The sequence below is a fragment of the Pseudoalteromonas tunicata genome, assembly GCF_002310815.1.
GTDB lineage: Bacteria > Pseudomonadota > Gammaproteobacteria > Enterobacterales > Alteromonadaceae > Pseudoalteromonas > Pseudoalteromonas tunicata.
The window spans coordinates 1,784,631-1,799,670 of the sequence record NZ_CP011032.1 but is presented as its reverse complement, the minus strand read 5'-3'; the positions used below and the strand labels follow the sequence as shown (position 1 = coordinate 1,799,670).

Annotated in this window: 11 protein-coding genes; 7 read left to right on the top strand and 4 right to left on the bottom strand. The window is 38.9% G+C overall.

Annotated features, from left to right (window positions below; genetic code table 11):
- Positions 1–32 precede the first annotated feature (32 nt).
- From PTUN_RS08195 to clpS, 4 genes are all read right to left on the bottom strand, one after another.
- A complete protein-coding gene (locus PTUN_RS08195) occupies positions 33–1,880 on the bottom strand; it encodes a M20/M25/M40 family metallo-hydrolase (protein ID WP_009839772.1) in 1,848 nt (615 codons plus the stop codon).
- 54 nt (positions 1,881–1,934) lie between these two features.
- Complete coding sequence (locus PTUN_RS08190) at positions 1,935–4,118, bottom strand: M4 family metallopeptidase (protein WP_009839771.1); 2,184 nt, start codon at positions 4,116–4,118, stop codon at positions 1,935–1,937.
- 914 nt (positions 4,119–5,032) lie between these two features.
- Positions 5,033–7,297: an ATP-dependent Clp protease ATP-binding subunit ClpA gene (gene clpA / locus PTUN_RS08185; protein ID WP_009839770.1), complete on the bottom strand. Its 2,265-nt coding sequence runs from the start codon at positions 7,295–7,297 to the stop codon at positions 5,033–5,035.
- A 33-nt stretch (positions 7,298–7,330) separates the two neighbouring features.
- Positions 7,331–7,648, bottom strand: a complete 318-nt coding sequence (gene clpS, locus PTUN_RS08180) for an ATP-dependent Clp protease adapter ClpS (RefSeq protein WP_009839769.1) — start codon at positions 7,646–7,648, stop codon at positions 7,331–7,333.
- 212 nt (positions 7,649–7,860) lie between these two features.
- Here clpS and cspD point away from each other — a divergent pair, with 212 nt between their 5' ends.
- From cspD to purB, 7 genes are all read left to right on the top strand, one after another.
- The gene (gene cspD, locus PTUN_RS08175; protein ID WP_009839768.1) at positions 7,861–8,079 is read left to right on the top strand and encodes a cold shock domain-containing protein CspD; all 219 of its coding nucleotides are present in this window, start codon (positions 7,861–7,863) and stop codon (positions 8,077–8,079) included.
- Between the two features lie 354 nt (positions 8,080–8,433).
- Positions 8,434–10,662 carry an NADP-dependent isocitrate dehydrogenase gene (locus PTUN_RS08170; protein WP_040644125.1) on the top strand — a complete coding sequence of 743 codons (2,229 nt, stop codon included), beginning with the start codon at positions 8,434–8,436 and terminating at the stop codon, positions 10,660–10,662.
- Between the two features lie 93 nt (positions 10,663–10,755).
- Positions 10,756–11,376, top strand: a complete 621-nt coding sequence (locus PTUN_RS08165; RefSeq protein ID WP_040644236.1) for a pseudouridine synthase — start codon at positions 10,756–10,758, stop codon at positions 11,374–11,376.
- 3 nt (positions 11,377–11,379) lie between these two features.
- Entirely contained in the window at positions 11,380–11,814 is a 435-nt protein-coding gene (locus PTUN_RS08160) for an NUDIX hydrolase (protein WP_009839765.1), read from the top strand.
- Between the two features lie 79 nt (positions 11,815–11,893).
- Positions 11,894–12,994, top strand: coding sequence for a tRNA 2-thiouridine(34) synthase MnmA (mnmA, locus tag PTUN_RS08155; RefSeq protein WP_009839764.1), 1,101 nt, complete (start codon positions 11,894–11,896; stop codon positions 12,992–12,994).
- Entirely contained in the window at positions 12,991–13,596 is a 606-nt protein-coding gene (gene hflD, locus PTUN_RS08150) for a high frequency lysogenization protein HflD (RefSeq protein ID WP_009839763.1), read from the top strand. The genes mnmA and hflD overlap by 4 nt, the downstream gene beginning before the upstream one ends.
- A gap of 32 nt (positions 13,597–13,628) precedes the next feature.
- Positions 13,629–14,996 carry an adenylosuccinate lyase gene (gene purB, locus PTUN_RS08145; protein ID WP_009839762.1) on the top strand — a complete coding sequence of 456 codons (1,368 nt, stop codon included), beginning with the start codon at positions 13,629–13,631 and terminating at the stop codon, positions 14,994–14,996.
- Positions 14,997–15,040: the final 44 nt, after the last annotated feature.

The window sequence follows — 15,040 nt, the reverse complement described above, 5'->3', positions numbered from 1 at the left end:
GGATTTTGCTTTTGATCACTTTAGTAATTTAATTATGGCTTCGCGTCTATTGTAAGGGTTACACCACTTGCAGCACTATAACCATAGAGGCTCATAAACCAGGTTCCCGTCTCTGGACGAGTAAAGGTGCATACTTCGTTATTACCATTTTTAAATGGTCGACACTGGTATTGATTACTACTTGGCTGAGTCCCCGCATTAACATATAAGTCAACATCCCCTGTTCCACCACTGATGGTAACCGTTAATTCACTATATTGTTGAGCAAGAACTTGTGAAAAATGTAACCAATTACCACGACCGACTGATAAATTTGGCTCTACACGATTGATAGGATCATTCCCCGGGATAGACTCGGAATATTTACCCAGTAACGTTACACCGCTTATGTCATTCCACGCCTCAACCATGACATGATAAACACCTGCTTGCACTGCATTAATAGTACACGTTTCATTACTCGTGGCTGTGGTGCTTTTACAATCGAAGTTATTAAGCGTTGGTTTTTGGCCAAACTTTACATATAAATCAGCATCACCGCTGCCACCTTGTGTGGTAAAACTTAAATTACTAGCCCCTATGGGGACCGTTAAAGTAAAAAATAACTGCTGTTTAGCTAATGCAGTCAATCCCGTTTTAGGAATAGAATTGGTTAGTTCATTATCAGGCTCTGGCGGCTCAACAATCTCACCCGTTTTAGCCATCTCAGCTGCATAGGCAACCGCCAATTTGGCAAATTTTATTCCATGGCTGGCATCAAATACGCTGTCTGAACTGGTATGAATGCGATTGTTGATATCAGCCATCGATGATTCAAATGGCATCGATGCCGGATAACCGAGGTTATGCCATGATGCATGATCTGAGCAGCCATAACCACATTGATCAAATCCATAATTAATCGTCGGAAAGTAAGTATCAAGTAATTGGCTCATAAACTGATTTTGCGCACTATTAGTATAATCGGTCATAAAAACAATATCGTTAGCCGAACCATGATTTCCGGTCATATCAAACTGCGCTACACCAATTACATTTTTACCGCTGTCTTTAAATGATTGGGCAATCGCTTTAGAGCCTCGAAGACCGACTTCCTCTGCTGCATAACCAATTAATTTAATGGTCCGGCTCGGTTTATAGCCACTTTGAACGATTGCTTTGAGTGTTGCTGTCACTACCGCTATCCCAGATGCATTATCATCCGCGCCAGGAGCGCGTCCAGCCGTAGGGTTAGATTGATTAATAGAATCTAAATGGCCACCAATAACAACTATATCTTGCGCCGCTGAGGTGCCTGTTATTGTTGCAATAACCGACGGTTGTGACCAAGTATGATTAAACAACTCAATACTAATATCAGAGCGAGAGCTTGCTACACTTTGCCAATGATTTTTTAACCAGTTTGCCGCATCTTGCCCCGTTTGCTGAGTGTAATAACGATTATGGTAGTTACTCAATTGCGTTACTGTTGCAGTTAAATCGGTTTGATTTAATGAAGCAACCAATGCATTAACCGTTGGCGCATTATCAATGCTATAACCATTAAAATTTTGCGGTGTCACCTCACTCACCATTTGATTATATGCAACTGCAGCTTGATAACTATCATGAGCAATAAAGCCTGCACAGCGGTTAAATTCACTATGCATAACCGCACTGAGTTCAGCTAAATTTTGCTCATTAATATTCATTATTCTACTGTCTTGCAAGCTACTAAACGATAATAACTCCGAAGGCTGATAGTCTTTGAATAAATGTGGAAGTTGTTTATTTACAACAGGCACAGCATCTTTGCCTATGGTGATCCATACATCATTTTCTGCATAACATACTTGAGTCATTAGCAGCAAAGAGATTGAAATACATGATTTTTTTAACATATTAATTACTCAATAAAAAAAGAGGCTTTACGCCTCTTGCCATTTAAAAGATGATTAGTTCGCTTCGATGGTCAAAGTGACACCTGATGCTGAGCTATACCCTCTTAAATCGATATACCAAGTACCCGCAGCCGGATTAGTGAAGGTACATGTTTCTGAGTTACCATTTTGATATGGACGACAATCATAATTTGAAGTGGTTGATTGGCTACCTTGTGTGACATAAAGATCTGCATCACCGCTACCACCTGAGATTGTTACCGTCATAGTGTTATAGCCTGTAGCTAAATCTTGTGTAAATCGTTGCCAACTATTACGAGCAACTGAAACATCATTATATGTTTTATTAATTGGCTCATTATCGTTACCACCAGATGTGGTATAGCTACCAGTAAGTGTCACATTACTAATCGCATTCCAAGCCTCAACCATTACATGATAAGTACCTGCTTGCGCCGATGTAATGTCACAGTTTTCTGTGCTCGTTGCGTTGGTGCTACTGCAATCAGAATTTTGTAATGTTGGTTTGCTGCCATATTTAACATATAAATCTGCATCACCTGAACCACCACTTGTTTGGAAGTTCAAATTGCTTGCTCCTGCTGGCACATCTAAAGTGAAAAATATTTGTTGTTTTGACGAACCAGAAATACCTGTATATGGCACACCGTTTTGAAGTTCTGTATCAGGCTGCGTCACGCCACACGGACTTCCTGAAGACACTGAAGAGTTAACGCCAACAGCATTAAGCGCTGCTTTTACATCATCAACGTCAAACCCCAAGTCACACGCTGCATCCATTGCACCGCCACCAGCCTGATCCCAGTTTACATTTGCCGACCAATATTGTTGGTTTGCTTTAGCAAACACTTTAAATGCTTTTTGTGTATTCCAGCCGGATTTGTTCGCAAGCAAATAAAAAGCTTTATTAAACACACCTGAACTGTGATGTACATCCATGCCCGAAGAGTAATCAGATTGATGACCAATAGAGCGACCATCTTTAGTAGGGTCATCCATATAACGTAATGCACCGTTACCTTTAAATATTTGTTCACCCACTAACCAATCATTGGTGCCATTCATATAATTTTCAGCAGCTTCCCCCGCCATATCAGAAAATGCTTCGTTTAAGCCCCCTGATTTACCTGAATAAACTAAACCTGAATTTTGTTCAGTAAAACCATGACTAACTTCATGGCTTGAAACATCTAAGCTTACAAGAGGATAAAAAGTAGTCGCACCATCACCAAAGGTCATTGCCGTGCCATCCCAGAAGGCATTTTCGTAATTATTTTGATAATGCACACGCATTTGCAATTGGAAACTCAGAGGCGGCGTACCTACCCAATCGTTATACATATTGTAAACAACGTTACCGAAATAATGAGCATCATTAAGGGGCGAGAAAGCACCATTGATTTCTCGATAGGTATTTTCAGGGCAAGTAAAACTATATGCACTGCTACCGCTGGTACCATTATTTAAGTTAATGGTTTTTACATTTGGGCTATTCATCACGCAGCTATTACCCGATTGGGTAACATTTAAGCTACCAAAATCTGTACCATAAAAATACTTACCCGTTTTCTGGTTACCACCAGGCCCTGTTGCATTTGCAGTTTGCAAGTTGTCATATTGATATAGAATTTCACCGCTAAACGCATCAATGATCATATAAGGGCGTGAAGGTTTTGAACCGTGAACAACATAACTAACTTCATAAACCAGATGCGCTTTACCTTGAGGATCTACCCAAATTGCAAGGCGCGTTTTTTTATCTTTTTTATCTTGCTCTTTAGCATCGGCAACACCTTCAATTGAACTCAATTGGCCCGCAGACATAGCCATTTTTTCGTTAATAAATGGATTAACCGACGGTACATCTTGTTCAATACCTTTTACAATTGCGCCATTTGCATATTTAAAAGCACCGTTTGAACGATAAGATAAAATAACATCATCACCAATAACCGGTATGCCTTGATAAAGTTGTTGGTATCGAATTGTGGTATCGCCATTAGCAGAAACATAATGCTTACGTGGTGCGAGTGTATCGTGTGCACCTAACCCTAATAGTTGTGCTTGTGGTGCACTCAGCGCTGCTTGACTAAGCATAGGCATAGACAATTGTGAATTTTGATCACGTAAAAATTGTCTCTCGGCCGCGTGAGCTCCGACGGTTGCTAAGACGCACGCACAAACCATGCTTAATTTAAATAGCGTTTTTGAATTCATTCTGTTCTCTCCAAATTGTTGTCGTTCCCGAAATAGTGGGAATATTGTTATATTTAGAGCCTTAAATTCGTTCTCTGACACTGCATAACCAAAGAGTTTAAGTTAAAATAGGAACATAAGACTCAAAAGCAATCCTAGTACCCAATTTACATTTATCAACTTTTTATTTACAAAAAATTAACCATATTGATTTAATTAATTCAACGGCAGAAAAAGCTAGGTTCGACACGATAGTAGGAACTTAACAGAGGTTTAATTCTATGGAATTTGTATTGAATTATTTACAAAAGCAACACTTTTCCACCCTAAATAAGAAACAAGATGAAACTATGTAACTTTGCCACTGTTTTAGATAAGAGATTTACCAACTTATTGAATTAAAAATAAATACTCAAGCTATTCATCTCTAGGTATTGATTTTCAAAAATAACAACGTTGATTGTCGCGTCAATAGTAGGTCAATTAAACATTAACATCGCTTTAGCGTTGAAAATATAGACCTGAGAAAGATTTATTATCCAGTATTGAGGTTAACTTAATAACGATAATCAATTTTCAAATCAGTGAAAAAATCTGAAGAACCTATGGTTGCAAGCGGGATTTTTCCATAAAATCCAGAGTGATTTACCTACCCCAACACAAGTTTAGGAAAAAATAAATCAGCCTTACGAATTCATAAAACACTATTTGGGATCGATTTAGTATTCAAATAATATAGAGTTAGTCGAGGAGCTTAAATACTAAATTACCAGTATTTAAAAGGGTTTTTCGCTAACACAGCGAAAACGGATTGAGTGCTCAAAATATATACATTTATCTTCAAAATATCAATAAAGTTACATTTAAATAGAATTTTTTTGACAAAAAAGCCCAATTTAATATTGGGCTTTTTTAACTGTACATAATGTTAAACATTAAACAGTTTCGAGATTGCCTTCGAAAGTAAAATCAAGTTTATCATCTTTTAGCTTAATTCTTACCGTACCACCTTCTGAGAGCTCACCAAATAAAATTTCATTGGCTAATGGTTTTTTCAAGCGCTCTTGAATAACTCTTGCCATTGGCCGTGCGCCCATTGCTTGGTCGTAGCCCGCATTGGCAAGCCATTGACGCGCTTCGTTGGTAAGCTCTAAACAGACTGATTTTTTATCCAGCTGAGCTTGTAATTCAACAATAAACTTATCAACAACTTGTAAAATCACCTCTTCGTTTAGATGGTTGAACCAAATAATATTATCAAGTCGATTTCTAAACTCTGGTGTAAAGGTTTTATTAATTTCAGACATTGCATCATGTGAATGATCTTGTTGTTTAAAACCAATCGACTTACGAATTGTTTCTTGCACACCCGCATTTGTGGTCATTACTAAGATAATATTTCTAAAATCAGCTTTTCGACCATTATTATCTGTAAGTGTGCCGTGATCCATTACTTGCAGTAAGATATTAAAAATATCTGGGTGAGCTTTTTCAATTTCATCAAGTAATACAACAGCATGTGGTTGTTTAATAACAGCTTCAGTAAGTAATCCACCTTGTTCAAACCCCACATAACCTGGGGGCGCACCAATCAAACGGCTAATAGCATGTCGTTCAAGGTATTCAGACATATCAAAACGGATAAGCTCAACACCCATACATTTAGCAAGCTGCTTAGTAACTTCGGTTTTACCAACACCCGTGGGTCCTGCAAATAAGAATGAACCAATTGGTTTATCTTCACTTGATAAGCCAGACCGAGATAATCTAATTGCAGCAGTTAATGCATCAATCGATTCGTCTTGGCCAAATACCACCATTTTTAAATTACGATCAATATTTTTAAGGGTTTCTTTGTCAGATGAAGAAACACTTTGCTGAGGAATACGCGCCATTTTTGCAATAATTTGCTCAATATCTGCAACACCTATCGTTTTTTTGCGTTTTGAAGCCGCAAGTAAACGTTGGCTTGCACCCGCTTCATCAATCACATCAATCGCTTTATCGGGTAAATGACGCTCGTTAATGTATTTTGCGCTTAGTTCAGCAGCAGCACGTAAGGCTTTTTGAGTATAACGAATGCCATGATGCTGCTCATAACGTTCTTTTAAGCCGTTTAAAATTTTAGTTGTATCTTCAATTGAAGGTTCTGCTACATCTATTTTTTGAAAACGACGCACAAGCGCTCTGTCTTTTTCAAAAATATTTTTAAACTCACCATACGTTGTAGAACCCATACAGCGTAACTTACCGCTCGACAGTAATGGTTTAATTAAATTTGATGCGTCCATTACACCACCCGATGCCGCTCCTGCACCGATGATGGTATGAATTTCATCAATAAATAAAATTGCATCAGGTTCTTTTTGCAGCTGTTTTAATAACATTTTAAAACGTTTTTCAAAATCGCCACGGTATTTGGTACCCGCAAGTAATGCCCCCATATCAAGCGAATAAACAACGGCATCTTGAATAACTTCAGGCACATCTTTGTTGATGATGCGGTATGCAAGGCCCTCTGCGATTGCCGTTTTACCAACCCCAGCTTCACCTACTAATAATGGATTATTCTTTTTACGACGACAGAGCACTTGCACTGCACGCTCAACTTCTAAGTCACGACCGATCAAGGGATCAATATGACCTGCTTTGGCTTCTTTATTTAAGTTCGTTGTAAAGTTAGCTAACTGATTATTTTCATCTTGTGGAGACTCTAACGCCTCATCAGACATTTCTTCATGATCTTCATCATCATGGTGAGAATCTAGCTTTGATATTCCGTGAGAAATAAAATTAACAATATCCAAGCGTGTAACGTCATTTTTCTTGAGTAAGTAAACTGCTTGGCTTTCCTGCTCACTAAAAATTGCCACTAAAACATTAGCACCTGTTACTTCATTTTTACCTGAAGATTGAACATGAAAAACAGCTCGTTGTAAGACGCGCTGAAAACCAAGTGTTGGTTGTGTTTCTCGTTCTTGTTCTAATTCTGGAATTAACGGTGTTGTTTCATTAATAAAATCAGATAATGAAGCTTTTAAATTACTCAAATCAGTACCACAGCCAGTTAAGGCTTCAATAGCAGCTGGGTTATCGAGTAAGGCTAATAATAAATGCTCTACCGTCATAAATTCATGACGACGTGATCTCGCTTCGCGAAAAGCGGAATTTAGGGTGATTTCAAGATCTTTGTTTAGCATAGGCAACTCCTAACAGCTCAGATTTGTCTCTGGTTATACCTGCTCATAACTACAAAGCAGTGGATGCTCATTATCACGTGCGTATTGATTGACTTGAGCGACTTTTGTTTCAGCAATTTCTGCAGAATAAACACCACACACTGCTTTACCCTCATAATGAACTTTGAGCATAATTTCTGCCGCTTGTTCACTTGTTTTGTTAAAAAATTTCATAATGACCTCAATGACAAAATCCATTGGGGTGTAATCATCGTTATTTAAAATTACATGATACTGTTTTGGCGGTCGAAGTTTTTGCTTCTCATTTTCCCGAACGGTATCGATTAAATCTGACTCTTTTAAACCACTCATAATATTAATATAGTCATCTCATTGGTTCTCAAGCAAACTCGAGAAAGAAAAATAATTAAAATTTATTTGATTAAAAAAACAACCAAAAAACACTTGACTGATTGTACAATTAAACTACAGTCGTTATGAACATGGTTACTCGCTAACCAGTTTACCAATTAATAGTTGTTTAGAATAACTAAATTAGTCAACTTATAGAAGGATGTAGAAGTATGGCTTGCGGAAAAGTCAAATGGTTTAATAACGCCAAAGGTTTTGGGTTCATAGTTGCTGACGGTCGTGAAGAAGACATCTTTGCTCACTTTTCGACAATTGTGATGGACGGTTACAAAACGCTAAAAGCGGGTCAAGATGTGACATTTGAATTGCAAGCGGGTCCTAAAGGGCTGCACGCAACCAATATAGAACCTAATGGAGATCTGCTGCAATAGCAGTATCACTCTGAACACTTTAAAGCGGGTTATCCCGCTTTTTGCATTTTTAGATATTTATCTTTTTCAAAGCAAAATATGCCTTTTCTGTTATGTCAGTTACCTTTGAGTTATACCATTCGATAATAAGCCAAACCTGTTTTATTTGATATTGCGCTGATATACTGCGGTTCGAAATTTTGCATTACGAATATTGTCTGTTTATTGATATATTTTCGTATCAAAGAGAAATATGGTCATGTTAAGCCTTTAAAAATCAGCTTAACGCCCCCATTGACTTAGTCGTAAAATGAGTTTCAATAAACAAATTGCATTGTTGATTAAGGCGGACTCGCCCAAACTTTAGGAAGAATGATGACTACAAAAACATCAAAAATCATATATACCAAAACTGACGAAGCACCAGCTTTAGCAACATACTCGCTGTTACCAATCGTTCAAGCATTCACAGCAGTATCTGGTGTAGAAGTTGAAACACGTGACATTTCTCTTGCAGGTCGCGTAATCGCAAATTTCCCTCAATATTTGACTGAAGAACAACGCATTGGCGACGCACTGACTGAGCTTGGTGAATTAGCAAATACACCTGAAGCCAATATTATCAAACTTCCTAATATCAGTGCTTCAGTACCACAATTACAAGCGGTGATTAAAGAGCTCCAACAAAAAGGATATGCACTTCCTAATTATCCTGAGGAAGCGAAAACAGACGAAGAAAAATCAGTTAAAGCAACCTACGATAAAATTAAAGGCAGTGCTGTAAATCCTGTACTTCGTGAAGGTAACTCAGATCGCCGTGCACCAGGGTCTGTAAAGCAATACGCAAAAACAAATCCACATTCAATGGGCGCTTGGTCTAAAACATCACAATCTCATGTTGCAAGTATGAATCATGGTGACTTCTTCGGTTCTGAAAAATCAGTTACAATTGATGCGCCAACAACGGTTCGTATTGAACATGTTGCAACTAACGGTGAGACCACAGTATTAAAAGCAAGCACACCGCTCTTAGCTGGTGAAGTGATTGATGCATCTACTTTAAGTGTAAGCGCATTACGTGAGTTTTTAGAAACTGAAATAAACAATGCAAAACAAGAAGACGTTCTATTATCGGTGCATTTAAAAGCAACGATGATGAAGGTTTCTGACCCAATTATTTTTGGTCATGCTGTTACTGTTTTCTTTAAAGATGTATTTGCTAAACATGCTGATCTATTTAAACAATTAGGTGTTGATGTAAATAACGGTCTTGGTGACGTTTACAGCAAAATCCAGACGCTTTCTCCAGAGCAACGCGCTGAAATTGAAGCTGACATTGCAGCGGTTTATGCAGCTCGCCCTGAGCTTGCAATGGTAGATTCTGATAAAGGGATCACTAATTTACACGTACCAAGCGATGTCATCATCGATGCATCGATGCCAGCATGTATTCGTTCATCAGGACAAATGTGGGGACCAGACGGTCAGTTAAAAGATACTAAAGCGATTGTTCCAGATCGTTGTTATGCTGGTGTTTACCAAGCAACAATTGATTTTTGTAAAGAGCATGGCGCATTTGATCCAACAACCATGGGCAGCGTACCAAACGTTGGCTTAATGGCACAAAAAGCGGAAGAATACGGTTCACACGATAAAACATTTGAAATTGCATCTGCGGGTGAAGTTCGTGTAGTCGATACAAATGGCACTGTATTATTACAACACTCTGTTGAAGCGGGTGATATTTGGCGCATGTGCCAAGTGAAAGATGCACCAATTCAAGATTGGGTAAAACTTGCTGTTAATCGCGCTCGTTTATCAAATACACCGGCTGTTTTTTGGTTAGATGCAAACCGTGCACATGATGCTGAACTGATCAAAAAAGTGAATGCCTATTTACCAGAGCACAATACTGATGGTTTAGAGATTCATATCTTAGCACCTGTTGAAGCAACTAAATTTTCACTAGAGCGTATTAAACAAGGTCTTGATACTATTTCAGTGACTGGTAACGTTTTACGTGACTATCTAACTGATTTATTCCCAATTCTAGAGCTTGGCACCAGTGCTAAAATGCTATCAATCGTTCCATTAATGAATGGTGGTGGTTTATTTGAAACTGGTGCAGGTGGTTCAGCTCCTAAGCACGTGCAGCAATTCGAAAAAGAAAACCATTTACGTTGGGATTCTTTAGGTGAATTTTTAGCACTTGCAGCTTCACTTGAGCATTTAAGTGTCACTGCCGGTAACTCAAAAGCAAAAGTTCTTGCCGATACGCTTGATTTAGCAACCGCTAAATTCTTGCAAGAAAACAAGTCACCTTCGCGCCGTGTGAACGAGCTTGATAACCGCGGTAGCCATTTCTATCTTGCAATGTATTGGGCACAAGAATTAGCAGCTCAAACTACTGATGCGGAACTAGCTGCGATTTTTGCAGCACCTGCTGCAGAACTTGCTCAAAATGAAGCGAAAATCGTGTCTGAACTAAACTCAGCTCAAGGTGTAAGTGTTGATGTAAACGGTTATTACCTTCCAAATGATGACCTTGCAAGTCAAGCAATGCGCCCAAGCGCAACGCTTAACGCAATCATCGATAAAATCTAAATAAGTTACTTATTCGATTTTTCAGGGCACTTCGGTGCCCTTCTTATTTTGCCAAGTTATAATCCGTTAATTGAATACCTAATCGAGCAAGCCATGCCCTCACCTGTTAATAAAACCTCGTCACAAAAACGAACTAAGCCCTTTAAAAAACCAACTCAAGTTGCTAAAAGCGAGCAAAAAATTGTTTTATTTAACAAACCATTTGATGTCTTATGCCAATTTACTGATGAAGCAGGTCGACAAACATTAGCAGATTTTATTGATATAAAAGATATTTATGCCGCAGGCAGATTGGACAGAGACAGTGAAGGCTTATTAGTATTAACAAACGATGGTCAACTTCAAAATAAACTCGCATCACCTAAACATAAAACCAGTAAAACCTATTGGGTGCAAGTTGAAGGGATCCCAAGTGCAGAAGCGATTAAATCACTATGCCAAGGTGTTGAGTTAAAAGATGGACCAACCTTACCCGCGCAAGTTGAGCTTATGCATGCCCCTGATATTTGGCCGCGTAATCCACCTATTCGTGAACGAAAAAATATTCCAACCTCATGGTTGTCTATCACACTTACTGAAGGTCGTAATCGTCAAGTAAGACGAATGACTGCTCATATTGGCCATCCAACACTTCGTTTAATTCGCTACCGAATAGGCCACTGGACTATTGATGGTATCGAAAATGGTCAATTCAAAAGTGTAGCTAAGGGCTAATGTATGCATAAACCCAATGTCACTGTTGCAGCTGTGGTTCAATACCAAGATCAGTTTTTATTTGTTGAAGAAAAAGATAAAAGCTTAGGTAATTTAGTCATCAATCAACCCGCGGGCCACCTTGAGCTTAACGAAACATTAATTGAAGCCTGCCAACGTGAATTATTTGAAGAAACCGGCTTACAACTGAGTCCTTCTGGTTTTATTGGTACATACCGCCATCTTGCAAATAACGGCACTGACTATCTGCGATTTTGCTTTTATTTCAAGCTCGAAGAATTATCGCCATTAAAACCAAACGATCCTGACATTGTTCGTGCTTTTTGGGCTACTCTGGCGCAAATCGAGCAATCTGTATTTCGTAGTCCTTTGGTTTTGCGCTGTATTTTAGATTCTCAGTCTCGCCCGCTTATCGCTTTAGATTATATTTGTGGCTAAATTGCTATAACTTACCATTTAGCCAACCTCAATTGCGTGCTATAATGTGCGCCTTTAAAAATCATTAGTTAGTATCAGTATGAGTGATAACAGTAACATCAAAGTCATTGTCGGTATGTCCGGCGGTGTGGACTCTTCAGTTTCAGCCTATTTATTAATGCAGCAAGGTTATCAGGTTGAAGGTCTTTTCATGAAAAATTGGGAAGAAGATGATACTGATGAATACTGTGCTGCGGCCGATGATTTAAAGGATGCGCAAGCTGTATGTGAAAAATTAGGGATCCCCCTACATACAGTTAATTTTGCCTCTGAATATTGGGACAATGTATTTCAATACTTTTTAGAAGAATACAAAGCGGGTCGCACCCCAAATCCCGATATCATGTGCAACAAAGAAATAAAATTTAAAGCATTTTTACAATTTGCTGCAGAAGCACTGAATGCTGATTTTATTGCCACAGGTCACTACGTGCGTCGTGAATTACGTGGTGATAAATATGTCATGATCCGTGGCGATGATGATAATAAAGACCAAAGTTATTTTCTTTATACCCTAAGCCATGAGCATTTAGCACAAACGCTATTCCCAGTGGGTGAAATTGAAAAGCCAGAAGTTCGCCGCATTGCTGAAGAACAAAATCTCATTACCCACGATAAAAAAGACAGTACGGGTATTTGTTTTATTGGTGAACGTAAATTTAAAGATTTCTTGCAAAAATTCTTACCTGCACAACCGGGAAAAATTGAAGACACCGATGGTAATGTTGTCGGTGATCACGAAGGCTTGATGTACCATACACTGGGCCAACGTAAAGGGTTATTAATCGGCGGTATGAAAGAAGGTTCTGGTGAACCTTGGTATGTGGTCGACAAAGATTTAATCCGTAACGTGCTTGTTGTTGGCCAAGGTAAAGATCATCCACGTCTTTACTCGAATGGTTTAATGGCAAATCAGCTGCATTGGGTTGACCGTGTTGGTCCAAAAACAACTCTTCGCTGCACAGTCAAAACACGTTACCGTCAAACCGATTTACCTTGCACCTTGTTAGTCGGTGATGATGGTTATGCGCGCGTATTGTTTGACCAACCAGAAAAAGCGGTGACGCCAGGTCAATCGGCTGTTTTTTACTTAAACGAAGTGTGTTTAGGTGGTGGTATTATTGATTCGGTGATCAAATGAGCATGACCTATCAAGTTATGGCACTGGCAGCGATGTGCCAAGTGGCTAAAAATGTTCAAAAAGTAGCGCAATATGGTCAGGTAAATGATCATGACTTTAATTTGATGCTATTGAGCCTTATTCAAACCGACCCACAAAGCCCTGAAGAAATTTACGGTTCTTTTGGTAACTTGCGCGAAGGTTTTCGCCTTGTTGTACAACAACTTGAAAGTGGCCAAGAAAAAGATGTTGAAATGGTTAAGTACGTCGGTGGCCTTATTCAACTCGAGCGCGCGCTGAATGCAAAACCACAGCAACTTGCATTACTTGCAAGTCGCCTAGATGATATCAAGCGTCGTTTAAACCACTTTGAAATCAATGATGAAACCATCATTGCTAGTTTTGCCGATATTTATGCTGAAATTGTCAGCCCCTTAGGCCAGCGTATTCAAGTATTTGGTAAACCAAACTTACTTGAGCACAAGCCAATACAAAATAAAATTCGTGCCCTATTACTTGCTGGGATCCGCGCTGCGGTTCTTTGGCGTCAAATGGGTGGCAAACGCCGCCACTTTTTTTTGGCAAAAGGTAAAATTGTTACAACTGCAAAATCAATGTATTAACTAAAGATCTTACATTATTATTAGGAGCTATTATGGAGCTTTCAGCGTTAACCGCTATCTCCCCTGTTGACGGTCGTTACGGCAGCAAAACATCAGAACTTCGCAGCATTTTCAGCGAATTTGGTTTAATCAAATACCGTGTAACGGTCGAAGTTCGTTGGCTACAAGCACTTTCTCGTGCAGAGGCGATTGCTGAAGTTCCTGCGTTCAGTGATGAAGCAAATGCACTTTTAGATGCAATTGTAACTAACTTCTCTGAAACTGATGCAGCGCGCGTTAAGGAAATTGAGCGCACCACTAACCACGACGTGAAAGCGGTTGAATATCTTCTAAAAGAAAAAGTAGCTGGTAACGCAGAACTTAATGCGGTGAATGAGTTTATTCATTTTGCATGTACTTCTGAAGATATCAATAACCTATCTCATGCATTAATGTTAAGTGAAGCTCGCTCTAACGTTTTACTCCCATACTGTGATCAGTTATTAGATGCAATTAAAGGCTTAGCTTCAGCATATCAAGCAATGCCAATGATGACTCGTACGCACGGTCAGCCAGCTTCACCTTCAACGATGGGTAAAGAAATGGCTAACGTGTATGCACGTTTAAAACGTCAACGTGATCAAATTGCCAACATTGAAATGTTAGGTAAAGCAAATGGTGCTGTGGGTAACTACAATGCACATCTAAGCGCCTACCCAGATTACGATTGGCATGCACATGCCGAAACCTTCATTACTGGTTTAGGGATTACATTTAACCCATTTACGACACAAATTGAACCTCACGACTATATTGCTGAGTTATTCGATGCTGTTGCACGTTTCAATACTATTTTGATTGATTTTGATCGTGATGTTTGGGGTTATATCGCATTAGGTCACTTTAAACAAAGAACAATTGCGGGTGAAATTGGTTCATCAACAATGCCACATAAAGTTAACCCAATTGATTTTGAAAACTCTGAAGGTAACTTAGGCCTAGCAAATGCTATTTTTAATCATCTAGCACAAAAGCTACCTATTTCTCGTTGGCAACGTGACTTAACGGATTCTACCGTTTTACGTAATTTAGGTGTCGGTATGGGTTATGCGATTATCGCGTATCAATCAACACTTAAAGGTATTAGTAAACTTGAAGTGAATGAAGTCAAATTACTTGAAGAACTAGACCAAAACTGGGAATTACTGGCAGAACCAATTCAAACGGTTATGCGTAAATACGGTATTGAAAAACCATATGAAAAATTAAAAGAATTAACGCGTGGTAAACGTGTAAATCAACAAATTATGGCCGATTTTATTGATGGTCTTGATTTACCAGCCGACGTTAAAGTTGAAATGAAAAAACTCACTCCGGCCAATTATATTGGTTGTGCTATTGAGTTAACCAATTCATTATAATCAACACCTCACCTTCTAAAAGCGAAAGGTTGCCTTTCGCTTTT

Excerpts from the sequence above, each read along its gene's own strand:
- clpA (WP_009839770.1), bottom strand. The coding sequence starts at position 7,297 with ATGCTAAACAAAGATCTTGAAATCACCCTAAATTCCGCTTTTCGCGAA.
- PTUN_RS08190 (WP_009839771.1), bottom strand. The coding sequence starts at position 4,118 with ATGAATTCAAAAACGCTATTTAAATTAAGCATGGTTTGTGCGTGCGTC.
- clpS (WP_009839769.1), bottom strand. The coding sequence starts at position 7,648 with ATGAGTGGTTTAAAAGAGTCAGATTTAATCGATACCGTTCGGGAAAAT.
- cspD (WP_009839768.1), top strand. The coding sequence starts at position 7,861 with ATGGCTTGCGGAAAAGTCAAATGGTTTAATAACGCCAAAGGTTTTGGG.
- PTUN_RS08195 (WP_009839772.1), bottom strand. The coding sequence starts at position 1,880 with ATGTTAAAAAAATCATGTATTTCAATCTCTTTGCTGCTAATGACTCAA.
- hflD (WP_009839763.1), top strand. The coding sequence starts at position 12,991 with ATGAGCATGACCTATCAAGTTATGGCACTGGCAGCGATGTGCCAAGTG.
- PTUN_RS08160 (WP_009839765.1), top strand. The coding sequence starts at position 11,380 with ATGCATAAACCCAATGTCACTGTTGCAGCTGTGGTTCAATACCAAGAT.
- mnmA (WP_009839764.1), top strand. The coding sequence starts at position 11,894 with ATGAGTGATAACAGTAACATCAAAGTCATTGTCGGTATGTCCGGCGGT.
- PTUN_RS08165 (WP_040644236.1), top strand. The coding sequence starts at position 10,756 with ATGCCCTCACCTGTTAATAAAACCTCGTCACAAAAACGAACTAAGCCC.
- purB (WP_009839762.1), top strand. The coding sequence starts at position 13,629 with ATGGAGCTTTCAGCGTTAACCGCTATCTCCCCTGTTGACGGTCGTTAC.
- PTUN_RS08170 (WP_040644125.1), top strand. The coding sequence starts at position 8,434 with ATGACTACAAAAACATCAAAAATCATATATACCAAAACTGACGAAGCA.